The organism is Nocardioides terrigena (assembly GCF_003047265.1).
GTDB classification, from domain to species: Bacteria; Actinomycetota; Actinomycetes; order Propionibacteriales; family Nocardioidaceae; genus Nocardioides; species Nocardioides terrigena.
Map to the genome: position 1 here is coordinate 254130 of NZ_PZYY01000002.1, position 24769 is coordinate 278898.

At 68.2% G+C, this 24769-nt stretch carries 24 protein-coding genes, 1 tRNA gene and 1 pseudogene; 20 read left to right on the forward strand and 6 right to left on the reverse strand.

The features are described from left to right. Positions 1–141 precede the first annotated feature (141 nt). Entirely contained in the window at positions 142–1185 is a 1044-nt protein-coding gene (locus DAE25_RS05190) for a PHP domain-containing protein (RefSeq protein ID WP_234410865.1), read from the forward strand. Positions 1186–1195: 10 nt separating this feature from the next. Continuing rightward, entirely contained in the window at positions 1196–1744 is a 549-nt protein-coding gene (locus DAE25_RS05195) for a M48 metallopeptidase family protein (protein ID WP_234410866.1), read from the forward strand. A gap of 6 nt (positions 1745–1750) precedes the next feature. Here the strand turns inward: DAE25_RS05195 and DAE25_RS05200 are convergent, their stop codons facing one another. Both DAE25_RS05200 and DAE25_RS05205 read right to left on the reverse strand, forming a co-directional pair. Beyond that, a complete protein-coding gene (locus DAE25_RS05200) occupies positions 1751–2296 on the reverse strand; it encodes an NUDIX hydrolase (RefSeq protein WP_107765162.1) in 546 nt (181 codons plus the stop codon). Further along, a complete protein-coding gene (locus DAE25_RS05205) occupies positions 2293–3621 on the reverse strand; it encodes a zinc-dependent metalloprotease (RefSeq protein WP_107765440.1) in 1329 nt (442 codons plus the stop codon). The genes DAE25_RS05200 and DAE25_RS05205 overlap by 4 nt, the downstream gene beginning before the upstream one ends. A gap of 56 nt (positions 3622–3677) precedes the next feature. On the opposite strand from DAE25_RS05205, the gene DAE25_RS05210 reads away from it, so the two are divergent. The 6 genes from DAE25_RS05210 to DAE25_RS05235 all read left to right on the forward strand — a co-directional run bounded on the left by DAE25_RS05210 (position 3678) and on the right by DAE25_RS05235 (position 9098). Further along, on the forward strand, positions 3678–4142 hold the full coding sequence (locus tag DAE25_RS05210; protein WP_107765163.1) for a molybdenum cofactor biosynthesis protein MoaE: 465 nt from the start codon (positions 3678–3680) through the stop codon (positions 4140–4142). A gap of 4 nt (positions 4143–4146) precedes the next feature. Further along, positions 4147–4404, forward strand: coding sequence for a hypothetical protein (locus DAE25_RS05215; RefSeq protein WP_107765164.1), 258 nt, complete (start codon positions 4147–4149; stop codon positions 4402–4404). A gap of 59 nt (positions 4405–4463) precedes the next feature. Further along, positions 4464–5513: a YlbL family protein gene (locus tag DAE25_RS05220; RefSeq protein WP_107765165.1), complete on the forward strand. Its 1050-nt coding sequence runs from the start codon at positions 4464–4466 to the stop codon at positions 5511–5513. Continuing rightward, positions 5510–6058 carry a PPA1309 family protein gene (locus tag DAE25_RS05225; RefSeq protein WP_056888574.1) on the forward strand — a complete coding sequence of 183 codons (549 nt, stop codon included), beginning with the start codon at positions 5510–5512 and terminating at the stop codon, positions 6056–6058. The genes DAE25_RS05220 and DAE25_RS05225 overlap by 4 nt, the downstream gene beginning before the upstream one ends. 5 nt (positions 6059–6063) lie before the next feature. Then, positions 6064–8976 (forward strand): UPF0182 family membrane protein, encoded by a 2913-nt coding sequence (locus DAE25_RS05230; RefSeq protein WP_107765166.1) that lies wholly within the window; start codon positions 6064–6066, stop codon positions 8974–8976. Between the two features lie 48 nt (positions 8977–9024). Then, positions 9025–9098: transfer RNA gene (locus DAE25_RS05235), tRNA-Met, on the forward strand. Positions 9099–9630: 532 nt separating this feature from the next. Here DAE25_RS05235 and DAE25_RS05240 read toward each other — a convergent pair. Further along, positions 9631–10755, reverse strand: a complete 1125-nt coding sequence (locus DAE25_RS05240) for a hypothetical protein (RefSeq protein WP_159083586.1) — start codon at positions 10753–10755, stop codon at positions 9631–9633. Continuing rightward, complete coding sequence (locus DAE25_RS05245) at positions 10752–12599, reverse strand: WD40/YVTN/BNR-like repeat-containing protein (RefSeq protein ID WP_107765168.1); 1848 nt, start codon at positions 12597–12599, stop codon at positions 10752–10754. The genes DAE25_RS05240 and DAE25_RS05245 overlap by 4 nt, the downstream gene beginning before the upstream one ends. Positions 12600–13085: 486 nt before the next feature. Between DAE25_RS05245 and DAE25_RS05250 the strand changes: the two genes are divergently transcribed. From DAE25_RS05250 to DAE25_RS05265, 4 genes are all read left to right on the forward strand, one after another. Beyond that, complete coding sequence (locus DAE25_RS05250) at positions 13086–13433, forward strand: GntR family transcriptional regulator (RefSeq protein WP_107765441.1); 348 nt, start codon at positions 13086–13088, stop codon at positions 13431–13433. 10 nt (positions 13434–13443) lie between these two features. Then, complete coding sequence (locus DAE25_RS05255) at positions 13444–14622, forward strand: serine hydrolase domain-containing protein (protein ID WP_159083587.1); 1179 nt, start codon at positions 13444–13446, stop codon at positions 14620–14622. A gap of 187 nt (positions 14623–14809) precedes the next feature. After that, positions 14810–15301, forward strand: a complete 492-nt coding sequence (locus DAE25_RS05260; protein ID WP_107765170.1) for a SixA phosphatase family protein — start codon at positions 14810–14812, stop codon at positions 15299–15301. A 632-nt stretch (positions 15302–15933) separates the two neighbouring features. Then, entirely contained in the window at positions 15934–16368 is a 435-nt protein-coding gene (locus DAE25_RS05265; RefSeq protein ID WP_107765171.1) for a hypothetical protein, read from the forward strand. A gap of 248 nt (positions 16369–16616) precedes the next feature. Here DAE25_RS05265 and DAE25_RS05270 read toward each other — a convergent pair whose 3' ends face one another. Then, complete coding sequence (locus DAE25_RS05270; protein WP_199907443.1) at positions 16617–17519, reverse strand: helix-turn-helix domain-containing protein; 903 nt, start codon at positions 17517–17519, stop codon at positions 16617–16619. A 138-nt stretch (positions 17520–17657) separates the two neighbouring features. On the opposite strand from DAE25_RS05270, the gene DAE25_RS05275 reads away from it, so the two are divergent. The 4 genes and pseudogenes from DAE25_RS05275 to DAE25_RS24250 all read left to right on the forward strand — a co-directional run. Next, entirely contained in the window at positions 17658–18503 is an 846-nt protein-coding gene (locus DAE25_RS05275; protein ID WP_107765172.1) for an SDR family oxidoreductase, read from the forward strand. A gap of 136 nt (positions 18504–18639) precedes the next feature. Then, on the forward strand, positions 18640–19194 hold the full coding sequence (locus DAE25_RS05280) for a cyclophilin-like fold protein (RefSeq protein WP_159083588.1): 555 nt from the start codon (positions 18640–18642) through the stop codon (positions 19192–19194). Between the two features lie 118 nt (positions 19195–19312). Beyond that, positions 19313–20314 carry a DUF4268 domain-containing protein gene (locus DAE25_RS05285; protein WP_199907444.1) on the forward strand — a complete coding sequence of 334 codons (1002 nt, stop codon included), beginning with the start codon at positions 19313–19315 and terminating at the stop codon, positions 20312–20314. Between the two features lie 11 nt (positions 20315–20325). After that, positions 20326–20487: pseudogene (locus tag DAE25_RS24250) on the forward strand (antitoxin VbhA family protein); the annotation flags it as partial. 143 nt (positions 20488–20630) lie between these two features. Here DAE25_RS24250 and DAE25_RS23775 read toward each other — a convergent pair. Continuing rightward, positions 20631–20879 (reverse strand): hypothetical protein, encoded by a 249-nt coding sequence (locus DAE25_RS23775; protein ID WP_234410897.1) that lies wholly within the window; start codon positions 20877–20879, stop codon positions 20631–20633. 234 nt (positions 20880–21113) lie between these two features. Between DAE25_RS23775 and DAE25_RS05295 the strand changes: the two genes are divergently transcribed. The 4 genes from DAE25_RS05295 (at position 21114) to DAE25_RS23050 (ending at position 23945) form a co-directional block, all read left to right on the forward strand. After that, complete coding sequence (locus DAE25_RS05295) at positions 21114–21539, forward strand: hypothetical protein (RefSeq protein WP_107765174.1); 426 nt, start codon at positions 21114–21116, stop codon at positions 21537–21539. 526 nt (positions 21540–22065) lie between these two features. Then, positions 22066–22590: a DUF1269 domain-containing protein gene (locus DAE25_RS05300; protein ID WP_107765175.1), complete on the forward strand. Its 525-nt coding sequence runs from the start codon at positions 22066–22068 to the stop codon at positions 22588–22590. Positions 22591–22711: 121 nt separating this feature from the next. Next, positions 22712–23551, forward strand: a complete 840-nt coding sequence (locus DAE25_RS05305) for an ATP-grasp domain-containing protein (protein ID WP_107765176.1) — start codon at positions 22712–22714, stop codon at positions 23549–23551. Between the two features lie 73 nt (positions 23552–23624). Next, entirely contained in the window at positions 23625–23945 is a 321-nt protein-coding gene (locus DAE25_RS23050; protein WP_159083590.1) for a hypothetical protein, read from the forward strand. Positions 23946–24769: the final 824 nt, after the last annotated feature.

Consider the following 24769-nt stretch of genomic DNA (forward strand, 5'->3'; position numbering starts at 1 on the left):
ACGACACGCCACCGGGCTGGGGACGAGCCCCGCGCGCCTCGGGACGAGCCTGTGCGGGACACGCCCGGGCGGGGCGCGAGCCGGGCGGCTGACCAGCCACAATGGGGGACCAGCGGCTGTGGACGGAAGAAAGGTGGGCGCGTGGCGCAGGACTACACGGCAGGACCGGTCGCCGCGCTGCGCCGGATCGCCTTCCTCATGGAGCGGGGCCGCGAGGAGACCCGGCGGGTGGAGGCGTTCCGCAAGGCGGCCGCGGTGATCCTGCCCCTCGACCCCGACGACGTCGCTGCCCGGGCCGCGGCAGGCACGCTCACCGACCTGGCCGGCATCGGGCCCAGCACCGGCACGGTCATCACCGAGGCCGTGCGCGGCGAGGAGCCCGAGCGCCTGGCCCGTCTCGAGAAGCAGTACGCCGGCCCGCTCGCCCCCGGCGGTCGTGAGGTCCGCGCCGCGCTGCGCGGGGACTGCCACTCCCACTCCGACTGGTCCGACGGCGGCTCGCCGATCGAGGAGATGGCGATGACCGCCATGGAGTTGGGGCACGACTACCTCGTGCTCACCGACCACTCGCCCCGGCTGCGGGTGGCCAACGGGCTCAGTGTCGAGCGCCTGGAGCGCCAGCTGGGCGTGGTGGAGGCGGTCAACGACCACCTCGGCGGTGCCTTCACCCTGCTCAAGGGCATCGAGGTCGACATCCTCGACGACGGCGCCCTCGACCAGACCGACGAGATGCTCGCGCGCCTGGACGTGCGGGTCGCCAGCGTGCACTCCAAGCTGCGGATGGACGCCGCACCCATGACCCGGCGGATGCTCGCCGCCGTCGCCAACCCGTTCACCAACGTGCTGGGGCACTGCACCGGCCGCCGGGTCGAGGGCAACCGGGGGACCCGCCCGCAGAGCGAGTTCGACGCCCGCGCGGTCTTCGAGGCGTGCGTCGAGCACGACGTGGCCGTGGAGATCAACAGTCGCCCGGAGCGGCGCGACCCGCCCACCCGGCTCCTCGAGCTCGCCCGCGACACCGGCTGCCTGTTCTCCATCGACTCCGACGCCCACGCCCCCGGCCAGCTCGACATGCTCGACTACGGCTGCGAGCGCGCGCAGGAGGCCGGGATCGACCCCGACCGGATCGTCAACACCTGGGGACGCGACCGGCTCCTGGCCTGGGCAGACCCCTCCGGACGCTAGCGTGGAGCGCGTGAGCACGCCCGAGATCGAGGTACGCCGGTCCGCCCGGCGCCGTCGTACGGTGTCGGCGTACCGCGAGGGCGACCGCATCGTCGTGCTCATCCCGGCGGCGATGAGCAAGCGTGACGAGAAGCAGTGGGTGGCCGACATGGTCGCCCGCCTCGAGCGCAAGGAGCGGCGCACCCGGCCCTCCGACGACCAGCTGCTGGCGCGGGCCGTGACCCTCAACGACACCTACTTCGGCGGGCTGGCGACGCCGTCGAGCGTCCGCTGGGTGACCAACCAGCAGCAGCGGTGGGGGTCCTGCAGTCCCGGGGACCGGTCGATCCGGTTGTCGGAGCGGCTCCAGGGGATGCCGTCGTGGGTAGTCGACTACGTGCTGGTGCACGAGCTCGCCCACCTGCTCGAGCACGGCCACGACGAGAAGTTCTGGGCCTGGGTGGACCGCTACCCGCGCTCGGAGCGGGCGCGGGGCTACCTGCTGGGCTGGTCGGCCGCGGCCAAGGTGGACCCGCCGTCGAGCGAGACCGAGGACGTCGAGGACGACGACGTCGACTGACGCGCGTCAGCGGGTGAGGCGGGCCACCGCGTCCGCGATGAGGCGGCGCATGTCGTCGTACACGTCGGGCAGGCCGTCGACCGGCCACCAGCGGACGTCGAGCGACTCCTCGCTCACCCGGTGCTCCCCGTCGCGGGGCGCCGTGGCCAGGAAGCGCACGTCGAGGTGGTGCACGGTCGTGCCGGGCGCGCAGAACTCCACGGCGTGCTCGTCGAGGTCGAGCGGCTCGGGGTCGAAGTCGAGGTCGGTGAGCCCGGACTCCTCGTGGGCCTCGCGGAGCGCGACCCCGGCCAGGGTGGTGTCGCTGGGCTCGCAGTGACCGCCGAAGGCGAACCAGCCCCCGGCCTTGCGGTGGTGGTTGAGGAGCACCGCGTCGGCCTCGGGGGTCAGCACGATGGTGCCGGCGGTGAGGTGGTCGGGCAGGCACTCGCGGGTCATGCCCGCCGGCTGGGCGTCGAGGTGCGCGACGAAGCGGTCCCGCAGCTCGGCGTCACGCGGGCTCGGGGGAGTCCACCCGGCCAGCACGGCCCGGGCGTCGGAGTGGAGGGTCACTCGGTCGGGCGGTCGGGACCGGCGTCCCCGTCGGCGGACGGGCCGTCGAGCAGGTCGCGCAGCCCGGCCTCGAAGTCCTCGTCGGACAGCGACTCGGGTGCCACCGCGGTCTCGCGGAAGCCGAGCGGGTCGTCGAGGTCCGCGCCCGTGGGCAGCAGGTCGGGGTGCATCCACACGCCGTCGCGGCCCTCGGTGCCCTGCCGGGCGCGCAGCGAGCCCCACAGGACGGAGGCGTCGCGGAGCCGGCGCGGGCGCAGCTCGAGGCCGACGAGGGTGGCAAAGGTCTGCTCGGCCGGACCGCCCGCGGCGCGACGGCGGCGTACGGCCTCCTGCATCTTGGCCGCGGACGGCATCCGCTCCTCCGTGGCCTGGCCGACGACCTCGTCGACCCAGCCCTCGACGAGCGCGAGGGTGACCTCGAGGCGCTCCAGGGCCGCCTGCTGGGCGGGCGACTTGGACAGGTCGAAGAGCCCGCCGTCCATCGCCTCCTGCATGGAGGCGGGGTTCATCGGGTCGATGCCGCGGAGCTTCTCCTCCATGCCGGCCGTGTTGATCTCGATGCCGCTGCCGTACGCCGCGACGGCGCCGATGAGGTGCTCGCGCAGCCACGGCACGTGGGCGAAGAGCCGCTGGTGGGCGGCCTCGCGCAGGGCGAGGTAGAGCAGCACGTCGTCGGCGCTGACGTCGAGCTCCTCGGCGAAGGCGGCGACGTTGAGCGGCAGCAGGGCCGCCTTGCCGGCCGGTCCGAGGGGCAGACCGATGTCGGAGGCGCCGAGGACGTCGCCGGCGAGGCCGCCGATGCCCTGGCCGACCTGGCTGGCGACCATGGCACCGGTCGCCTTGCCGAGCATGCCGAGCAGGGGGCCGGCCATGGCGCGGGCCTCCTCGGGGAGGGCGTCGCCGAGGGCGTTGACCGTCGAACCGGCGACCGGCTCGACGAGGCGCTTCCAGACGTCGAGGGTCTCCACGATCCACTCGGCCCGGCTCCAGGCGGCCGTCGAGGTGACGCCGGAGGAGAAGTCGGTGGTCTCGTCGAGCCAGTGGTCGGCGAGGCGCACGGCGTCGGCGATCGCGTCCTTCTGGGCCTGGCTGGGCGTCGGGTCGGGCTGCTGGGCGGCGACCTTGCGTGCGATGTCGGAGACCACGGCCCAGTTGATCGGGCCGTCGTGGGGCTGCATCAGGGACTGCATCTGGGCCATCAGCGCGGAGAGGTCGGGCATGCCGCCCATCCCCGCGCCTCCCTGCAGGCCCCCGAAGAGAGCCTCGAAGGGGGTGCCCTTGAACGGGTTCTGCTCGTCGGGTCCGTCGCCGGGGTTGCTGCTCATGCCCTCCACGGTACTCACCGACGCCAGATCCCGGCGGGCGTCCCTAGACTCCGGGCATGAGCGCCAGCAACGTCGTCCGCCTCGTCGACATCCGGGAGGTGCCCCTCGACGTCGCCGAGGTGGTGGCCGCGCTCGACGACCTCGCCGCCGGGGGGCTGACGCTGTTCGTCGGGATGGTGCGCGACCACGACGGCCCGGCGACGGCGGCGGGGGAGGGGCCGGCTCCCGACAAGCCGGTCACCAGCCTCGACTACAGCGCCCACCCGACGGCCCTGGCCCGCCTGCGCGAGGTGTGCGAGCGGATCGCGGAGGAGCACGACGTCCACGGTGTCGCGGCCGTCCACCGCGTCGGCCACCTCGAGCTCGGGGACGTCGCCGTCGTGGTCGCGACCACCGCCAGCCACCGCGGCGAGGCCTTCACCGCGTCGAAGGCCCTCATCGACACGCTCAAGGCCGAGGTACCTATCTGGAAGCACCAGCGTTTCGCGGACGGTGACGAGGAGTGGGTCGGCCTACCCTGAGCAGGTGGAGATCCTCTGGTGGCTCGTACCCCCGGTCGTGGTGACGGCCGGCGCGATGGTCTGGGTGGCCTGGCTGGGCCGCGAGGGCCGCGGCGAGGTCGACCGCGACCAGCAGATCGAGCGCCTGACCCGGGCCATGGCCAAGGAGATGCCGACCTCGCGCCAGCCCCGTCCCGTCCGCACCCACGACCGCAGCACCGGCATCGCCGTACGCCCGACCAGGGCCGGGGACGCCGCCCCGGACCGTCGCCGGGCCTCGTGACGCGCACTCCCCGCGGACTCCCCATGAGTCGGCTTGTCATCGTTTGAGAGGCTGACGCCATGAGTCAGCGGAGGACGGCGGCATTTCTCGCCCTGCCGTTGCTCCTCGTCCTCCTGGTGATGGTCGCGATCCAGCCGCTTCCCTACGTCACCTACAGCCCCGGGCCGACCGTCGACATCCTCTCCACGCGCGACGGCGAGGAGACGGTGCAGGTCTCCGGGCACGAGGCCTACTACGACGACGGGGAGCTCCGCCTGACCACGATCTACGTCGACCAGCCGCAGGAGCGGGTGACCCTCGACCGCCTCGTCGCCGCCTGGCTCGACCCCACCGAGGCGGTCTACCCGCGCTCGGCCGTCTACGCCCCCGACGAGACCGACGAGACCAACGACACCGAGTCGGCCGTGCAGATGGTGTCGTCGCAGGACGCCGCCGTGGCGACCGCCCTGACCGAGCTCGGGTACGACGTGCAGCCGGTCGTCGAGGTCCTCAACGTCCAGGACGACTACCCGGCCGCCGGGAAGCTCCGGGTGCGCGACGTCCTCCAGCGCATCGGCGGCACCGGGATCGAGACCCCCCAGGACGTCGTCGACGCCGTCGACGCCGCCCCGCTCGGCGAGCCGCTCGACTTCACCGTGCTCCGCGAGGGCAAGCAGGTTGACCTCCAGGTGACCCCGGAGGAGTTCGACGGCGACAAGCGGATCGGCATCACCCCCGGTCCGGGCTTCACGTTCCCCTTCGAGGTCAGCGTCGACATCGGCGACGGCATCGGCGGACCCAGCGCCGGCCTGATGTTCTCGCTGGCCATCTACGACACCCTCACCCCGGGGTCGCTCACCGGGGGTGAGGTGGTCGCCGGCAGCGGCACCATCGACGCCGACGGTCGCACCGGACCCATCGGGGGCATCCAGCAGAAGATCGCCGGGGCGGAGGAGTCCGGGGCCCGCCTCTTCATGGTGGCCCCCGACAACTGCCCCGACACGACGGGGCTCGACACCGGCGACATGCGCCTGGTGCGGGCCGACACGATGCACGACGCGGTGGAGGCGATCCAGACCTGGGTCGACGACCCCGACGCCCCACTCCCGACCTGCGAGGAGCAGTCATGACCGAGATCACGATCCCGCAGGATCCTGCACTGGCCGCCGCCGTGCTCGAGATCGAGAACCACATCGCCGAGGCCGGCTGGGACCAGCCGGCCCGTCTCTACGCGCTGGTCGACACCGCGCGCATCGTCGCGCAGGAGCCCGACCTGGCCGCGCAGATGGGGCTGGACTCCGCCTCGGAGGACGGCTCGTTCACCCCGGTGGAGCAGGACGCCCTGCCGCCCGAGCAGTCGCTCGAGGTCACCCTCCAGTCGATCGTGTGGCCCGACGACGTCGCCGGCTGCGCCGCCGTGGTCGAGCGGCTCGTCCTCCCGCCCGAGGTCGACCCGGAGATCCCCGAGGACCCCGCCGACGCCGAGCGGTTCGCCCGCGAGCACCCCCTGCGCCAGGAGGTGCGGATCGTGGCCGGCGCCACCCGCGCCGGCGCCACCTACTGCGCACTGCGCCTGCGCGCCCACGACGACGACCAGTCGGTGGTCGACGGGACCGAGCTCGTCCCGGGCCTCCTCGACCTCCTCCGCAGCACCCTCGAGGGAGACACCCAGTGAGTGGCATGTTCGACCAGCCGGACCAGCCCGCGAAGCAGCAGGAGCCGCCGCAGCGCAGCGGTCGCTCGCGGGCCCTGATCATCACCGCCGGCGTGATCGTCGCGCTCTTCATCGCCCTCACCGGCTTCTCGACGTTCTGGACCGAGCGGCTGTGGTTCAGCTCGGTCGGCTACTCCGAGGTGTTCAGCACCCTGCTGTGGACCCGGGTCGGCCTCTTCCTGGTCTTCGGCGGGCTGATGGCCGCGGTCGTGGCGCTCAACATCGCGCTGGCCTACCGCTTCCGGCCGTTCTTCCTCAACGCCGCCGCGGCAGACCTCAACCTCGAGCGCTACCGCGACGCGATCACCCCGATCATGGGGTGGCTGCTCGCCGGCATCTCGCTGCTGATGGGCGCCTTCGCGGGCGCCTCGGCGTCGGGCCAGTGGCGGGCCTACTCGCTGTGGCGGCACTCGCAGCCGTTCGGGACCGAGGACCCCTACTTCGGTCGCGACGCCGGCTTCTACGTCTTCGACCTGCCCTGGTGGCACTACGTCACCGACTTCGTGATGGCGCTGGCGATCATCGGGCTGATGGCCGCGGCGGTCACGCACTACCTCTACGGCGGCATCCGGCTGTCCGCGAGCAGCGACCGGGTCTCGGGGGCGGCCCAGGTCCACATCTCGGTGCTGCTCGGTGTCTTCGTGCTCGCCAAGGCCGCCGACTACTGGCTCGACCGCTTCGACCTCGTGACCGGCACCGGGTCGTTGTTCACCGGCATGGGCTACACCGACGACAACGCCGTGCTGCCGGCCAAGGAGATCCTCACCGGCATCGCCCTGATCTGCGCCGTGCTGTTCTTCCTCAACATCTGGCGCCGCACCTGGATGCTGCCCTCGCTGGGGATCGCGCTCTTCGCGCTCTCGGCGATCCTGCTCGGCCTCATCGTCCCCGGCGTGGTCCAGCAGTTCCAGGTCAGCCCGAACGTCCCCGACAAGGAGGGGCCGTACATCGCCGCGAACATCGAGGCGACGCGGGCGGCGTACGACCTCGACGACATCGAGATCGAGTCCTACTCGAGCGAGCCCAACACCGACGGTGAGCTCGAGACGCTCGACGCGGCCACCTCGTCGGTGCCGCTGGTCGACCCCAAGGTGGTCAGCCAGACCTTCGAGCAGCAGCAGCAGGTCCGCGCCTACTACTCGGTCCCCGACGTGCTCGACGTGGACCGCTACGAGATCGACGGCAAGGACCGGGCCGTCGTGGTCGGTGTCCGCGAGCTCGACCAGTCCGGACTCGCCGAGGGCGACCGGACCTGGTCCAACCTGCACCGTGTCTACACCCACGGCAACGGCGTCATCGCCGCCTTCGGCAACCAGCGTCCCGAGGACGACGAGCGCCAGTCCAGCAACGTCCAGTGGGCCGAGGGCCAGGAGACCGACGAGAGCTCCCTGACCGAGCTGACCCCGGACGGCTACGAGTCGCGGGTCTACTACGGCGAGAAGTCCCCGACGTACTCCATCGTGGGCAAGGAGAGCACCGACGGCACGGACGTCGAGCTCGACCTGCCCAAGGGTGAGCGTGGCGACGAGAACCAGACCACGACGTACGACGGCGACGGGGGAGTGCCGATCGGCAACATCTTCGAGAAGGTGCTCTACGCCGTGAAGTTCGGGGAGCCCAACCTGGTGCTGTCCGGCAGCGTCCACGAGAACAGCAAGATCCTCTACGACCGTCACCCGCGCACCATGGTGGAGAAGGTCGCCCCGTGGCTGACCGTCGACTCCGACCCCTACCCGGTGGTCGTGGACGGCCGCATCAAGTGGGTGCTCGACGGCTACACGGTCACCGACAAGTTCCCGCTCTCGCAGCGCGAGTCGCTGGAGACCATGACGGACGACTCGCTGGCCGACGACCTCGGGTTCCAGACGCTGCCGACCGACGAGATCAACTACATGCGCAACTCCGTCAAGGCGACCGTCGACGCCTACGACGGCGAGGTGACGCTCTACGAGTGGGAGACCGACCCGATCTCCGATGCGTGGGGCGAGGTCTTCCCCGACATCCTCCAGCCGCGCGACGAGATCCCCGACGAGCTCCTCGAGCACCTGCGCTACCCCGATGACCTGTTCAAGGTGCAGCGCTACCAGTTCGCCAAGTACCACGAGACCGACGCCAAGGAGTGGTACGACGCCTCGACCCGGTGGGAGGTCCCGACGGACCCCGAGGCGGAGGCCTTCCTCCAGCCGCCGTACCGGCTCTTCCTCGACGACACCTGGGCGTTGACCAGCGTCTACGTGCCGCGCGGGCGGGCCAACCTGGTGTCCTACGTGTCGGTCAACAGCGACGCGACCGACACCGAGAACTACGGCAAGATCTCGGTGCTCGAGCTGCAGAACGAGCGCACCGACGGCCCCGGCCAGGTGGCCAACGAGCTCAGCTCGGACGAGGACGTGCGCGAGGAGCTGCTCAGCTTCACCCAGGGCGGCGTCGACCCGGTGCCGGGCAACCTGCTCACGCTGCCGGTCGGCGACGGGCTGATGTACGTCCAGCCCCTCTACGCGAAGCGCTCGGACACCGAGTCCTCGTTCCCCATCCTGCGGTTCGTGACGGTGTCCTACGGCGACGAGATCGGCATCGGTACGACGCTGCGCGAGGCCATCGCGGACGTCCTGGGCGTCTCGGCGTCCGACACGACGACCGGGACCCCGCCCGTCACCGAGAATCCCGACGGCGGTGGCGGCGAGACACCGACGGAGCCGGAGCCGTCCGGCTCGGTCAACGACCAGATCCGTGCGCTGCTCGCCGAGGCGGAGGCCAAGTTCGCCGCCGCCGACCGGGCCCAGGCCAACGGCAACTCGGTGGGCTGGGCGCGGCTCATGGAGCAGGGTCGTGACCTCATCACCGAGGCCTTCGCGCTGGCGGATGCGAGGGACAGCTGACCCGAATTTGGGTTGGTCCCACTCATCGCGTAAGGTTCTGTTCACCGACGCGGGGTGGAGCAGCTCGGTAGCTCGCTGGGCTCATAACCCAGAGGTCGCAGGTTCAAATCCTGCCCCCGCTACAAATCCGATTCAGCCCCTGACCTGCAGAGATGCAGGTCAGGGGCTGTTTCGATTTCTCGGCCGTGCCATCTACGTGCCACAAGCGTGATGGCTGGCAGAGCGTCGACGGCCTGGTTCGTGGGCGCTGAGCAGGAACGGCGAGGCCGCTTGAAGGAACACCGGTGGCCAGAGGACGACGGGCGTCGACAGGCATCAGCCCCTCACCACGGCGCTCACCATCGGTCTCACCAGTCTGGTCCGATAGGGGCACGGTGTTCGCGTGCCGCGCGGCGTGTGTGTCCGGCGTACGTAGCGCCGCTGATGGTGATGTGCCTGTGAGGTGAACGTTCTGTCACCCGGCCTGCCCACTTGTGCTGCGCACTCAGCTCAGCGTCGATCCGCCCAGAATGGGGCAATGCCTCGTTCTGAACTTGGCGACATATCGCGGCCTCGAAACGTCACCCGTCGTCCCCCTGGCGAACAAGCAGTCAGGCCCCCGATGGCTCGTGATCTCGGACGTTGGCCGGGGTGCCCCATCGACTACTCGATCATTCACGACGCCGGCAGCAGGACCCTGCCTTGATGCGGCAACCGGTCGCATTCCAGAGTGACCTCCAGGGTGGCCGCGTCGCAGGCGAGCAGGGTCGATCTCGTCTTGCCCTCTCGGTCGACCTTGACGACCGCAAGGTTGTCGTACGACCAAGCGATCCAGACGTAGGACTTGGTCAGTGGCAGCTTCCAGATGATGCGGTTGCGCACGCCCACGATGGCCGCGCTGTGAGAGTCGCTGGAGTCCTGCGAGCTCATCGGTGCCAGCACGAATGTGCCGTCGGGGCTGAGCCTCCCCGCCGGCTCCACCCCATAGTTGTCATTGTCGAGTCGCTGTTGGTCTAGGCCCGCGGCGTCGATGAGCAGCGAGACAGGGCCGCCCTGGTTGTCTCCGTACAGCCCGGTGAGCCGGGTGGTGTCGTGGACGTCGATGGGCATCGGAGGCTCGTTCGGGTCATAGATGTCCCACACGACCGAGGACGTTCCGGTTTCCACGTCCAAGCGAGACATGCCCTGCAACCCGGAGTCGTTTTCGGAGCGCCACACGACCTCTGCGGGCGAGACGTGCACGAACCCGTTGCTGTCCCTCACGTGCTCGGACAAGAATCCGGGCTCGAGTGCCCACGCCTCCTCGGTGGTCCGTGAGATCTCCTCGCCGCGAGCGGTGTCGAAGACGACGAGCTCGTTGCCTTCGAACCACGCGGCGACGTCACTCTCCGGATCACCTCCCGGCCCGGTCTCCGAGCCACGGCCCACCACGCGGGGCCGACCGCCCCACGGGTGGAACCACACATCGTCGGTTGCGGGGTCTCGGTACACCGCGCCGTGACGCACCAATGCGAACACGCTGCCAACGCCCTCGACATCGTCCGCGACCAGCTCGACCGGGGTTCGCTCCACGCCTCCACCGTGGTGCATGCCCTCGGCGTCGTACCAGACCGCCCCGACGCCGGCGAGACCTTGCGGCCTCACCGCGCCCACCGGCTCCGGCGCTTTCACGTCACGCCCACCCGCGAGGGCGGTACCCGCCACGATGATGGCCACCACCACGGCCGTGACCGCCAATGCAACCACCCTCCGTCGCGACATGTGGGCGCGGGAGCGCACTGCGTCGAAGTCCATGTTCATGGCCGTGGGGTCCGCGCTGATGTCCGTAGCTGGACGATGCCGCCGCCGTTGAATGAGCCGACGTAGATCATGCCTGTGCGTGTGGCCGCCAGGGCGTTGAAGGTTCGTGGGGGGAGCCGGGTGTCGAACCGGTTCCAGGTCTCTCCGCTGTCGTCGCTCCAGAGGACCTGGTTCATGGTCGCCGCGTAGACCCGGCCCCCTTGTTCGGGATCGGTAGCCACGGCGGTCACGTGGGCCTGTGCGAGGCCGTCGCCCGCCCGCTGCCAGGTCTGGCCGGCGTTCGTGCTTGTGAACAGCCCGGCTGCGGTGCCTGCATAGACGGTGTCTGCCAGCTGCGGGTGGACCGCGATGGCGGTGATCCGGGACCCCGCGAGGCCTGCGTCGTGCCAGGTTGCACCGCCGTCGGTACTCATGGCGAGTCCGGACCGCCCCGCGACATAGACGGTCTCGGGGTCCGCCGCTCCGGCCGCCAGAGGATGGCCATCGCCCGTGAGGAGGGTGTTCCGTCCGAGCCGTCGCGAACTGGCGCCGCGGTCGACGTTCTTCCAGAGGCCCTCGCCCGTGCTGAGGGTGTGCCGTGCGAGCCGTCGCCAGCTGGCGCCGCGGTCGACGCTCTTCCACAGGAACCAGCGGCCCCCTCTGCTGATGGTTGCGTACACGGTCGTCGGTCCCGCGACGGTGACGGCATCCGCCCCAAATCGACGGGAGGCCGGGTCCCAATGCCTCCTTGGGTCGAGCACACGTCGCCAGTTCTGACCGCCGTCTGTGGTCTTGAAGAGGCCGGTGTGAGCGGCTGCATAAACCACACCCGAGCGGTACGGATCCACGGCGACGTCCTCGACACCGGTCTCGCCCAGCCCGTGGTTGATGGGATGCCAGCGGCCGCGTACCTTCTTGACGACCCCTCCCTGGTTGAGTCCCGCATAGGCGATTCCGGGGTGCCTCGGATCGACGGCGATCGAGTTGACCGGGCTGGCCACACCCGAACCCAAGCGGTGCCAGGTCGCTCCGGCGTCGGTGCTCTTCAAGAGGCCGGCATCCGAGCCCACGTACAGGGTCGAGGGTTGAGCGGGATCAAGTGGGAGAAGCCCGGGTTCGTGGGCCCGCATGTCGGCCTGCCGGAACAGCGGCCACCACGTGTCGCCGCCGTCGGTGCTCTTGAGGATCTGCGAGTCGTCGTTCTTCGCCCAGGTCTCGACGTAGACGGTGTCGGGGTCCCTCGGGTCAGGTGAGACGGTGCTGACCCAGGTGCTCTTCAGGCCTGTCGTCCGCCAGGTCGCGCCGCCGTCCGTACTGCGGTACATCGCCTCAAAGACCCAATCCCTTGACGTCGTCGCGAACAGGACGCGTGGGTCACCGGAGTTGACCACGATCCTGTCGACGTGCAGCCCGCCTGGCAGCTGGAGACCCGAGGGACTCCAACTGAGGCCGCCGTCGGTGCTCTTGACGACGCTGTCCTCGGTCGGGACCACTGGTGTCGCTACGAGTTGTTGATCGCGATACCGCCATTGCTGGTTCGGCGCATAGAGCGCCCGTGGGTCCTGCGGGTCGACAGCGATGTCGAGCCGCCCCGACTGGAAGCGGGTCCAGTGGTCCCCGCCGTCGGTGCTCCGCCAGCTGGAGGTGACACCGCCCGCGTACATCAGATCGGGGTCGAGGGGATGGACCGTGAGCGAAAAAATCCATCCCTCGTATCTCCGGATCTTCCTCTCGAACGGGTCCGGGACCAGGCCGTTGTTGGCGGCGTGCCAGGTCTTGCCGCCATCGGCGCTCGTGAACACCCCGGCACTGCCGCCTGCGTAGAGCACGCGCGGCCCGCTGGGGGTGATCGCCAGGGCGTCCACACGATTCCCCTGGCCACCACGAGGGAACGGAAGCATCCGCCACGTTCGTCCGGCGTCCGCGCTCTTGAAAAGCCCGGCACCGAGCGAGGCCGCGTACATCGTCCGTGGGCGTCGCGGGTCGGCCACAATGATGCCGAAGCCGTCCCCGCCGACCTGCGCACCCGGCCAACTCGCGGCGCGTGTCGGGGGGATGGCGCGCGGCGGGGGGATGGCGCCCGGCGCAGGATCCTGTGCCCGCGACGCGCCCACCGGCGGGCTGCCGCCGCCATCGCGCAGAGCCAGGCCCCCGCCCGTCGCGGCAACGAGAAACACGACTGCCGTGATGGCGTAGCGAAGGTGGCGACGCCTGGCCCGCTGGCGGGCTTCACGGATCAAGGCCTCCGACGCCTCAACCTCTCCCGGAGCGGGGTGGGCGGGGAGGCGAGTGTCGACTACCACGGCTGCCTCTTGGTCCCTCAGAGTTATGATGCTAGTGTCACTAGTATCATGTTGAATGTCAAGGTGGATCCTTTCGAACCGACCGATCTGCACACACAGGTCGCCGCGGAGATCCGACGTGCCATCGCCGACGGGGAGGCCACGGCCGGGGAGCGGCTCCCGCCCGCGCGCGACCTCGCGGCCGAGCTCGGCGTCAACACCAACACCGTCCTGCGCGCGCTCCGCGCTCTTCGAGATGAGGGCCTGCTGGAGTTCCGCCGCGGTCGCGGCATCACCGTCACCGGGACGCCACATCGGGGGGCCGTCATCGCGAAGGCGACCGAGCTCGCCCGCTTGGCCCGCGAACACGGATACCGGCAAGACGAACTACTCGAAATCGTCCGAAGCGTCAGCTGAGGCGTCTGTGATGTCAGAACTCCGGGTTCGGGCCAGGTGGGTCGGCGCGGTGCTGGTCATGCTGCTGGCCGCCCTGTTGACCGCGAGCTGCACCGCGACGACGACGCGACGCGACGGTGCTGTGTCGTCGGCCTCACCGACCGCGCTGGCCCCGCTCCTGCCGTTCCCTACATCAGAAGCTGACCTCGCCGTGGACCAGGAGCTGGCCGCGGCGTTGGATCGGGAGTTCACCTCGGAGGACTACGCCGGCCTCGTTTCCGTGATCGTGTTGGCTGATGGACGGACCGCGTACGAGCGGTACTTCGACTCGATGGCGACCGACCACCATCACGTCTGGTCGGTCACCAAGAGCATCGTCAGTACGCTGGTCGGCATCGCAATCGGCGAGGGAAAGATCCCCGGGGTCGACGCGACCCTGGCCCAACTGCTGCCCGACCACGCCGAGGACATGAGGCCCGTCGTGGCCGGGATCACCCTGGAACAGCTACTGACCATGACAGCCGGCCTCCCGGACGACCTCCCGGGATCAGACGACGCCGTAGCGTCCATCCTCGAGCAGCGGCCCTTCGACACTGGCAGCGAATTCTCATACGCCAACAACAGCGTCCACCTCGTGGCTGCGATCCTCGTCAAAGCCACACGCATGCCACTGCTGGCGTACGCCCGTGACGTGTTGTTCGACCCACTGGGCATCCCGACCCGGCCAGCCGACCAGCCGACATTCACCGACTGGAGCGACCTGACCGACCTCTCGGGCTTCGGGTGGTACGTCGACGCACAGGGCATCAATCTCGGGGCCCTGGGCATCTCGCTACGCGCCCAAGACATGGCCAAGATCGGCCTGGTCTACCTCGACCACGGAGTCTGGCAGGGCGAACAGGTCGTTCCCGCCGAGTGGGTGACCAGGGCAACGACCGAGCACGTGCCTCTCGAGGTCGGCGTGGAAGGCTTCGCTCCAGCCGGTGAGGTCGGCTACGGCTACTTGTGGTGGACCTCCCGCGTCGACGGCGACGCCGCCTATTCGGCCAACGGGAGCTTCGGGCAGAGGATCTTCGTGGTCCCCGACCGCGATCTCGTCGTCGTGACCCAGGCGGACTTTACCTCCACCTCCACAACCTCCGATTTCGCGCCCGGCGACACTGCGGTCAACGACGCACTCAACTCCCTCATCGCCCCTGCCTTCGGCTGACCGCGCGTGCGGAACCGTGTCCGGCACGGACTGACGGACCACCCACCCTCGACCTCGCAAACCCGCGTCATACCGCCGCGAGTCGGGGGTGCGTCTATCGGCTGCATTGTCTCGTCGGACAGGAGCTTGGTTACCGCATGTCGGGTCGCGTCCCCCAGGCGCCGTCGCGTGGGAGCACACTAGGTAGGTGGCCGAGCACACGCTGATCCTCCTGAGGCACGCCAAGTCGGACTGGTCGGGCCACGAGGATGACCACGATCGCCCGCTCGCGAAGCGTGGCCGGCGCCAGGCGCCCGAAGCCGGCCGGTGGCTGGCTGCCAACGTCGACTCGATCGACCTGGCGGTCGTCTCCACCGCCAGGCGGGCTCGGAGCACGTGGGATCTGGCTTCGGACGAACTCGGCGAGCCGCCCAGGACTCGGCACGACAACGACGCTTACGCTGCCTCCGTCGACGAGCTCCTGGATATGGTCCGCAGTCTCGACGAGGCACTGAACACGGTCATGCTCGTCGGACACAACCCTGGCATTGAGGACCTCGCCGAAGCTCTCACCGCCGTCCGAGTGCCCATGCCGACCTCGGCGCTGGCGGTGATCGAGCTCAACAGCACCTGGGACGGCGCCGGTCGGGCGCGTGGATTGTTGCGCGCCGCCGGGCGCCCCCCAGCCTCGACCCGATAGGTCGCATCGCGGCAAGGCACCGTGCGGCGGGATGTCCCTAAGTACTGACCTCGACACATCAAGGCAGCCGTTTGTAAACTGAGAGGCTGAAACGGGGTCCTCACGATGCACAAACTGGCCTGCATGCTGGTCTCTCATAAGTGGGTGGTGCGCCGAGATCCAGGCGTGAAACCCTACGTCGTATGTAAGCGCTGCCAGAGGACGAAACTGATCGACTTCAGCCCCGACGGCGTGGCAAGCGGACTCTTTACTCCGTACGACAAGTAGCGCCGTTTCCCTCGGGACGCGGGAGGTCTCGCTTGACCATGGACCCGATTCGCTGGACGTCTTGGCCCCGCGCGAGGCACACCTACTCCGTTGGCGGGCCTCCTGCCCGTCACCCGGGGGAGCTCGTTGGACGCGGGTCATGGTCCGAAGACCTTCCGCCTCGACAAGAGGTGTCGAACTTCGCACCCGCCGAACTCGGTCACGGGGGTTACCGAATGCCTAGCCTGCCGACATGGAGCGCACGCGTTCCCGCAGAGCTTCGCCAGTTGCCCGCCGGAGGCTGGCCTCGCCAGAGGACCCGATGACCGAGACGATTCCTCCACTGCCGCAGCAGCATGGTGTAACCCTCGCGAGGCGCGGGTGAGATGAAGTTCGACCTGATCACGCGAGCCTCGCCAGCGCAGGTGCTTGAGGCAATGACGGACTTCACCGATCGCAGGCTCGAGATCTGGAACACGACGCTCGACCCGAAGATTTACAAGGTCATCGAGCTAGGTGACACCTGGGCGGTAGCCCGGGAAGGATCACCGCGCTCGCCGTACTGGGTCATCGCCCGATACGACTGGTCCGACCTCGGTGTGGTCCGGTGGACGGAGTTGGAGACGAATCACGGAGATCCTGGCGATGGATTCATGCGGATCGAACCGAGCGGAGCGGAAGGCAGTCACCTTCACGTCGAGTGGAGCACCCATCCAGTTCGCATACGGGACAAGCTGGCCATATTCCTGCTGCACCACACGATGAACCGCGTCATCGCCCGTATGTGGCGGAATGCGCTGGATCGATTCGCCCTAGCGTGATTAAGCAATCGACGGGCTGAACCTCAGCCCGTCGAAGATGCCCTATGTAGGCACCCTGATGACCCGCAAGGCCCATCGAACGACCACCCGGTCAGCGGGTTAGCTGGGTGCGTCGGGCGAGCAGCCGCTCCGGCACGCGCGAGTGCGTCCTTCCGCCGCCTATCGGCGCAGCTCAGACATCCGCACATGCCGAGATCCGGATGCTTCCCTGGGACGAAGACCGTTCTGCTTTGACCTCAGTCCGAGTGTCAGTCGGCGCGGTCGCTGAAGTGTTGTCGGGTGGCGCTGGGTGCACCCGCGGTGTCGCCGTCGTGGTGAGTGGCGGCGTAGCTGGCGAGAAGGTTGAGTGCGTCGTGGGAGGGGCTGTGCGGTTCGGCGACGTAGATGAGCAGGTTCTGACCCTGGTCGGGGGCGGGGAACGACTCGTAGGAGAGGTCGAGGTCTCCGACGACGGGGTGGTGGAGTCGTTTGGTTCCGGTGGCGTGGATGCGGACGTCGTGTGAGGCCCAGCGGGTGCGGAACTCTTCGCTGCGGGTGGAGAGCTCGCCGATGAGGTCGGACAGGTTGCGGTCGTAGGGGTCGCGGCCGGCTTCGGCGCGGAGGATGGCGACGGTGTCGTCGGCTGCCTTGTCCCAGTCGCGGAGGAACTCGGGCGCGCGGGGGTCGAGGAAGGTGTACCTGGCGCTGTTGGGGTGCTCGTCGCCGGTGGCGAAGAACGGCGAGAAGAGGGCCTTGCCGAGGGCGTTGCCGCCCAGATGGTTGAGGCGGCCGTCGTGGACGATGGCGGGAGCGGCGGTGATGGCGTCGAGGACGTACTGGACGGTCGGGCGGATGCGTGGGACCGGGGGGCGGCGTCGGGGAGCGCGGGTGGCTCCGGAGGTGCGGACCAGGTCGAGCAAGTGGCTGCGTTCGGCGTCGTCGAGCTGCAGGGCTCCGGCGATGGCGTCGAGGATGCTCTCGGAGACTCCGGCTGCGTCGCCGCGCTCGAGTCGGGAGTAGTACTCCACGCTCACCCCGGCGAGCATCGCGACCTCGATGCGGCGTAGCCCGGGCACGCGCCGCCGTCCGGCGGGCGGCAGGCCGGCCTGGGCTGGGGTGATCTTGGCGCGCCGCGACATCAGGAACTCGCGGATCTCGGCTCGGTTGTCCACACCACCCACGCTACGTGCGGTTCTGGGCGCGTGGGGTGCCCTGCGGGTGCACCCTTCGAGCGGGACTCCCACCCGCCCATGCCCGGTGGTTCCGTAGGTGTCACCAGCAAGAAACACACGATATGAAGGACACCCCACATGACTGACAAGCAGACCTGGCTCATCACCGGCGCAGGACGCGGCATGGGCATCGACATCGCCCGAGCGGCACTGGCCGCCGGCCACGCGGTCGTCGGCACCGCCCGCAACGCCGCCAGCGTCACCATCGCCCTCGGTGAGCACGACAACCTCCTCGCCGTCGCGCTCGACGTCACCGACCCCGTCGCCGCTGAGGCCGCCGTCGCGGCCGCGGTCGAGCAGTTCGGCCACCTCGACGTGCTCGTCAACAACGCCGGAAGCTTCTACGCCGGGTTCTTCGAGGAGATGGCTCCCGAGGACTTCCGCGCCCAGATCGAAACGACCCTCTTCGGCCCGGTCAACCTCACCCGCGCCGCGCTGCCCCAGATGCGCGCCCAGCGCGCGGGACTAGTCGTCACCATCTCCTCAACGGCGGGCATTGCCTCGGAGGCTGACTTCCTCACCGCGTACGCCGCCTCGAAGTTCGGCGTCGAAGGCTTCATGGAGGGCCTCGCCAGCGAGGTCGCCCCGTTCGGCATCAAGACCATGCTGGTCGAGCCCGGGTTCTTCCGCACCGAACTGCTCACCGCCCAGTCAACGCAATACGCCGAGCCGTCCATCGACGACTACGCCGAGCGCACCCGCGCCACGGTCGCGGGCTGGCAGAGCATGAACGGCAAGCAGGGCGGCGACCCCGCCAAGCTCGCCGACGCCCTGGTTCGGCTCGTCGCCCTCGACGAGCCTCCGCTGCGGTTCGCCGCAGGCGCCGACGCCGTCGAGACCTTCGAGAACAAGGCCCAGACCCTCCTCAATCAGGCCAACGCCCACCGAGAGCTGTCCAGCAGTCTCGGCCACGACGACGCCTGACCAACGCACTCGCGCGCCCGACGCAGCTGCACCGGACGTCCGTGACGACGAGGCCGTCAGCCCGCTAGGTCACCACCGAGCTACCGGGCCGACACCCCCTTCCCACTCCCACCTGCCACCACTCGGAGACATGCTCATGAAGCACGCCAACCCCATCAAACGCCTCGGCATCCTGGCGATCGCCACGGCCGCGTTGACCCTCTCGGCATGCTCGTCCGCCACCGACGGCGACCCCACCAGCGCAGACAGCCCAACCTCTAGCCCCGCCGCAAGCAGCGCAGGAGCCGACGCCACGTCATCGGCGAGCCCGGAGCCTTCCGCGCCTGCGACGACGACCTCCGGTACTCCCATCACCATCACCGCAGGCGGTCGCACCATCACGGCGACTCTCAACCACAGCGACGTCTCCCAGGACTTCATCGAGTCGCTGCCCGTCACCCTGCCTTGGTACCGCAATTACGACATCGAGTTCATCACCGAACTGGCAGCACCCATGACCGAGACCGGACCGTTCTACACCGACGTTCAGCCCGGCGACCTCGTCTACTACAACCCGATGGACAGCATCACCATCATTTACGAGGAGACGACCTCCGTCCCCACCCTCACGAAGATGGGCGAGGTCACCTCCGACCTAGCCATCTTCAGGAGCTTGCCCGACAACATCAAGATGCGGATCGAACTCGGGTAGATAGGCAGGACCGGAGCTGCCGCGATCCGCGCGCTCATTCCGATGTGCGGCCCTCACGTGTCGGGTCCACCTGCGACCATCAGGGCATCGTCCATGCGTCCGCGAGTTGGAGTGTCGAGTGAGTGACCTGATCCAAACCCCGTCCCTCGGGCGCCTCGCCGTGGTCCCCGCCCGTGACGTCTGGCCGCACGAGGCGCTCGACTTCACCCCATGGCTCCTCGACAACGTCGACGTCCTCAGCGACCTCCTCGGCATGGACCTGGTGCTGGAAGTGGCCGAGCATCCCGTCGGTGGGTTCAGCCTCGACCTCAAGGGCTACGACGAAGCCACCGGCGAAACCGTGATCGTGGAGAACCAACTCGAAGTCTCCGACCACACCCACCTCGGCCAGATCATCACCTATGCCGCCGGGACCGATCCGACGACCATCGTGTGGGTCACCACCGGGTTCCGCCCCGAGCACCGGGCAGCGATCGACTGGCTCAACCAGCGCACCGACGAGAACACCCGCGTCTTCGGGGTCGTCATCCACGTCGTACGGATCGGTACCTCCGAACCTGCCCCCAACTTCGAACTCGTCGCCCAACCCAACGACTGGGAGAAGCAGGTCAAGAAGGCCAACTCCGCCCCGAGTGCGAACGCCAACGCGAAGGCCGCCCTCTACTTCGATTTCTGGGACCAGGTCCTCACCCGGGTTCGTGCCGAGCACCCGCACTGGACGCGGGGGAAGACCACCAGCGCCTCCTACTGCGACACCACCTTCGGCCTGCCCGGTGTCACCGGGTCGATGGGGTGGAGCAGGGAGGGCCTCACCGCCCAGATCTACTTCCAGGCCGCTGACCCCGCCCTGGCGACCGCACGGTTCAACGCCCTGTCCGCCCTGCGTGAGGAGTTCGAGGCTGCCCTTGGGGCGACACCGATCTGGGATCCTATGGAGGGCCGCAAGGCCTCCCGTGTGTACCTGCTTTCCGGGTTCACCGACCTCGCCGACCGCAGCCAGTGGCCTGCCATGACCGAATGGCTCATCGAGAACCAGGTGCGCCTGCGTACCGCGTTCGCTGCCGTTGGAGGACTCAAGGGCGTCACCGCTCGCGACGCCGACGAACACCGCGACGAGTAAGCACTCGCGCCATGGACGGCCACACCCCGGACGAGCGCCGAGAGCGCAGCCGACGCATCGCCGACCCCATCGCTTCCGGCCGACTCGAAGGCCAACAACCCGCCCCCGAGTTCCTCGCCGACGCCAAGGACTACATCGAGGAACGCATCGACGGCAACGAACTCGTCAACCGGGCCCGCCACCGCTGGGGCCTCCCCGGCCAGGAGCGAACCCCGGCCCCAACCGACGTTAGACGGTGCGTTAGTTGTGGTGAAACGTCCGGAACTGCCGCGACGAGTGCGCGCACATGCCGACGAGTGGGCGTTACCGCTCGCCGTCAGTCTCGTCCCAGCGGGTCCTGCTTCCCACGGGCGCTCCAGTACTCGACGCGCACGAGGGCGGCTGCTAGTTCGAAGCGTGTAGCCAGAAGTTGGAGATCTTGTGATGTCTGCGCCCGCTCCTGCCGAGTTCGGGACTTGGACTGGCTTGTGACGGCGTCGGACTCGTCGAGGTCCTGGCCATCGAGCCCTTCAACGAGCGACGCGGCCTCGGCCATGATGGTACGGACGCGGGTGAGGTCGATCATGACCGGACCCTTTCACGGGCTCGTTCACGTCTTGAACGATTTGGGCAAAGTCTCTGGCCCGTCGTCATCATGGAGTGTTCACGCTCTACCCGTTTCGGAACACAACGCGTGCATCCGGTTCGGCGGGCCGGGACCTCGCGCCCATGGCCGCATCTGCTGCGATTATCGCATCCGCACATGCCGATGTGCGCGCTCCGCAGGTGTACGGGGCCACCGAGGGTCAGAATGCGTCTCATGACCATGGTGTCTTACCTCGGGAGACTATCCGGCAGCAGCTTTCTGCTCGGGCCTGTCGCGTGCGCCCTGCTTGCTGGCTGCATGGCGCCCGGCATGGGGTCCGACCCGGTGGAAGCGCAATGGGAGTCGCGCGAATCTTTGCCGAGTTGTGGCTCCCTGCAACTTCAGCAGGGCGAGGAACTGAAGGTCGACGGCGAGACGGAACTCGCATGCATGGAACGAGCTATGGATTCCGGTCGGGGCGCAGAACTAACCGTCACGTACCCCACCACCGAAGGTGACCCTGTTACGGACTACTACCGGGTGACACCGGACGGCTCGACGGAGGTGTACACCGACTCCACTCAGGATGCTTTCAGCGACCAGAAGTGGAGTTTTGCCAACTGCAACCAGCCCAACACTGTGCTCGACGTCAACTGTTGAACGTCTCATCTGCCGTGACGAGTGCGCGCGCTCATGCCGATGAGCGAGCGTCCAGTTTCAGCGGAGTTCGCGCAACTCGTCGTCAACCGTGCGCCAAGTGAAGGCACTTTCTGCTGCAGCGCGGTGCCGTTCGCTCACGTCACCGAAGTATCGGCGCCCTTCTACCAATGCTTCAAGGAGGTGCCGCTCCTGCGGGGTGGGCTCGTCCATCGATGGCTCTCGGTCATGGGGTTCTGATCACGGATTTGGCGAGAAGCGTACGTGCTGGCAACCCTTGGTGCGAGTCTCGCCCCGCCAACGGCGGGGTTCGACCGTCGGCTGCGAAGCGCCCGCTCATGCCGCATGCCGCGCGGTCGGTCATGACGACATCGAATTGTGGACCTTACGGGGCAGTCCTTTCGTAACCCGCCGTTAGCCAAACGACGGCTAGACGTGCGGTGCTAGGGCACGCGATAGTGATCGTCAATGCTCCGCAGCGACAATGGGAGTGGCGTAACGCGCCCAACTCCCCGAAGGGGGGTCGCACGTGCCTCAAACCATTCTCGCCGCCTGGACCTTTTACACAGCCTTCGGAACGGAAACCGCTACGGAGGCGAGCCGCCTGGTGACCGGCAGTGAGTCGGGGGTGTCCAGCGCCGCGACCGTGAGGTGGGAAGCCCACGGAAGCGCGCCGTCACTGACCCATCCGATAGCGCCCGATGGACAGGTCGACGCTTTCTGGGGGCTGCTCTTCGGGCTCAGTTTCTACGTGCCCCTGCTGAGCGCCGCGACATTCTCTCCTCCGGCCAGAACGACGATCAATGAATTTGCCGCCGTCGGCATTTCCGGAGAGTTCATGAACAAGATCCGGGACCGCGTCAGGCCATCGACCTACACCGTCTTTGCCGTTGCCCCCCACGACGTGGCCGAGCGGCTACAGGATGAGGTCGCGCCGTTGCAACCGGACGAGTTCGTGTCAGCGGTAATGCAACCTGGTCGAGCCTTCACGGTGGAAGACTTGTTCCACAGCGAGCCGAATGAGAGCAGCATGCACGCCCGACCGGCTCGCTGAAACCCTCACGGGCGTCAGCAGCAAACGTCCGCATCTGCCGCTGATGGTGCGCGGAACTATCGATGAGCGGACGTCGAACAGGAAGCCAGCCAGCAGTGGCGCTGCTCGGGGATGTGGAATCGTGTCCGACGTGCGTACCCGGGTTCTCTACCTCACTGACCTGACCTATCAGGCGCGCGGTCGCCGGTACTGCGACGAGGACATTCAACTGTCTGCTGACCTGCGACAACATTTCGTCCTCGCCTTGTGCCACCCACTTGATGCGCTCGATTTGATGGACGACTTCGATGTGGTGGTCGTTCGGAACACTGGTCCCGTAATCCACTACCAGCAGGCCTATGACGCGTTCACACGTCGCGCGCGGGACGCGGGAGCGAAGGTCTTCACCGAACTGACGGGGAAGGCAGACCAGCGCGGGAAGCAGTACCTGCTTGACCTCTTCGCGGCAGGTCTCCCTGTCATCCCCACCATCGAACGACCGGATGAAATCAAGCGACTGCCTTCGGTTCAGGAGTATGTGCTGAAACCCAAGATGGGCGCGGACTCGGTGGGGCTTCGGTTCGTAGGTCCCGAGGACCTGAACAGCATGGAACTCGACGGCACACTCGTCCAGCCAAGAATCGACATCACTTACGAGGTGTCGTTCTACTTCGTGGGGCGCACCTTCCACTACGCCCTCTACGCTCCCGACCAAGAGAGCCGCTGGGGCCTCGAACCGTACCCACCCACCGATGCCGACTTGCGGTTTGCCCAGATGTTCGTCGACTGGAACACCATTGACTACGGCATCCAACGGGTCGATGCCTGTCGGACTGTCGACGGCGACCTACTGCTCGTCGAACTGGAAGACCTGAACCCCTTCCTCTCACTCGACCGCATCGCTCCGGCGCAACGTCAGGCGTTCGTGGACGATGTGGTTGCGTCGATTGCGCACTTGGCGGATGCCGCCCGCTCAAGGTAAGGATGGGACGACCGCACATGCCGCGATGAGTGCACGCATTCGCTAGTTCGGCGATCAGCACTAGCCTCAATTCGTGTCTCAGAAGTCAGATCGTCAGCAAGCTCGCGAGACGGTGGCGACATACCACGAAGCGGAGCTCGCCGGACTCGTCGCGCACGTAGCCGAGGCGATTGACCGGTTCCGCAGCGGCGAACTCAAGGCCTTCGACGTCGACGAGGTGTTGTTCCAGTACTCACGCGCCGCGAAAGAACTCTGGAAGTTCTGCAACATCGGCAACGTCCAGGTGACCGAGGGCCAGTTGCACGGAGCTCCGCCGATCGACTGGTGGGAACGCGGAACACCGAGACGCGCAAGACGTCCCGTCGACGAACCACCGACCAGCGAACATCCGTGAAAGCCACGCGGCCGAACGTGCGACGTTCCGCCGCGATGCGATTAGCCCGTGGACTGCCGATCCGTCGGCGCGACATGCGCCTCTCGGGTCCATGACTGAGTTTCGTACTGACGATAGGCAGCTGCCTCCGGGTGTTTGTCCTCGGTGTGGGGGGCCGATCGCGCGGAAGCGGCGGGGGAGGCCTCCGAAGTGGTGCTCGCAACGGTGCCGGCGCGCCGCATACGAGGAGCGACGTGCAGCCGCCAGCGGGGTGGTGGCGATCGAGTTGGTGCGGGCAGCTCCAGTGGTGAAGGAGCATGACCTGGGGGAGTGTGTGGCCCGTGTTGCTGCATCTCCGACAGCGTGCAAACGCGTACTTCAGGCGATGGCTCGGCAGGCCCGAGCCTCTGATCTACGCGGGGATCCGAAGTGGGAGGGCGCGATCACGGCGCTGTTCAGTCTGGCCGATGCAATCTTGCATCCGGAGCGTTCGCAGTCGCGGTTCTGGCGCTGACTGACGTGCCACGACGGTCTCGGGCTTTGTGTACGGACGGATACCCAGACCGACAGTGCATGAGGTGTGTCGGCTCAGGGATCGCGTCGCGATCGCAGATGAGACCCAGCGTGCGGACGCGGAAGCCCCGCCCATGCGGGTCACGGGCAAAGAGGGGCCGTTCTCCTGGCGGGGTTCGCAGGAGGGGCTAGGGACGCACTGACGCGTTCGAGCGTTCAAGACAAACAGACGTGCCATGTCAGAACCTCCCGCGTCTGCGCAGAATGCCCTGCAAGTTCACCGGCCAGGTCGGCGCGCCCGGCCCATGGGCTTCCACCCACCGCGCGTGCAG

Coding starts and splice junctions, on each gene's coding strand:
- DAE25_RS05250 (WP_107765441.1), top strand. CDS start 13,086: ATGTTGAATGTCAAGGTGGATCCTTTCGAACCGACCGATCTGCACACA.
- DAE25_RS05275 (WP_107765172.1), top strand. CDS start 17,658: ATGACTGACAAGCAGACCTGGCTCATCACCGGCGCAGGACGCGGCATG.
- DAE25_RS23775 (WP_234410897.1), bottom strand. CDS start 20,879: ATGATCGACCTCACCCGCGTCCGTACCATCATGGCCGAGGCCGCGTCG.
- DAE25_RS05265 (WP_107765171.1), top strand. CDS start 15,934: ATGAAGTTCGACCTGATCACGCGAGCCTCGCCAGCGCAGGTGCTTGAG.
- DAE25_RS05220 (WP_107765165.1), top strand. CDS start 4,464: ATGAGTCAGCGGAGGACGGCGGCATTTCTCGCCCTGCCGTTGCTCCTC.
- DAE25_RS05205 (WP_107765440.1), bottom strand. CDS start 3,621: ATGAGCAGCAACCCCGGCGACGGACCCGACGAGCAGAACCCGTTCAAG.
- DAE25_RS05230 (WP_107765166.1), top strand. CDS start 6,064: ATGTTCGACCAGCCGGACCAGCCCGCGAAGCAGCAGGAGCCGCCGCAG.
- DAE25_RS05295 (WP_107765174.1), top strand. CDS start 21,114: ATGACCATGGTGTCTTACCTCGGGAGACTATCCGGCAGCAGCTTTCTG.
- DAE25_RS05255 (WP_159083587.1), top strand. CDS start 13,444: ATGTCAGAACTCCGGGTTCGGGCCAGGTGGGTCGGCGCGGTGCTGGTC.
- DAE25_RS05210 (WP_107765163.1), top strand. CDS start 3,678: ATGAGCGCCAGCAACGTCGTCCGCCTCGTCGACATCCGGGAGGTGCCC.
- DAE25_RS05280 (WP_159083588.1), top strand. CDS start 18,640: ATGAAGCACGCCAACCCCATCAAACGCCTCGGCATCCTGGCGATCGCC.
- DAE25_RS05240 (WP_159083586.1), bottom strand. CDS start 10,755: ATGAACATGGACTTCGACGCAGTGCGCTCCCGCGCCCACATGTCGCGA.
- DAE25_RS05225 (WP_056888574.1), top strand. CDS start 5,510: ATGACCGAGATCACGATCCCGCAGGATCCTGCACTGGCCGCCGCCGTG.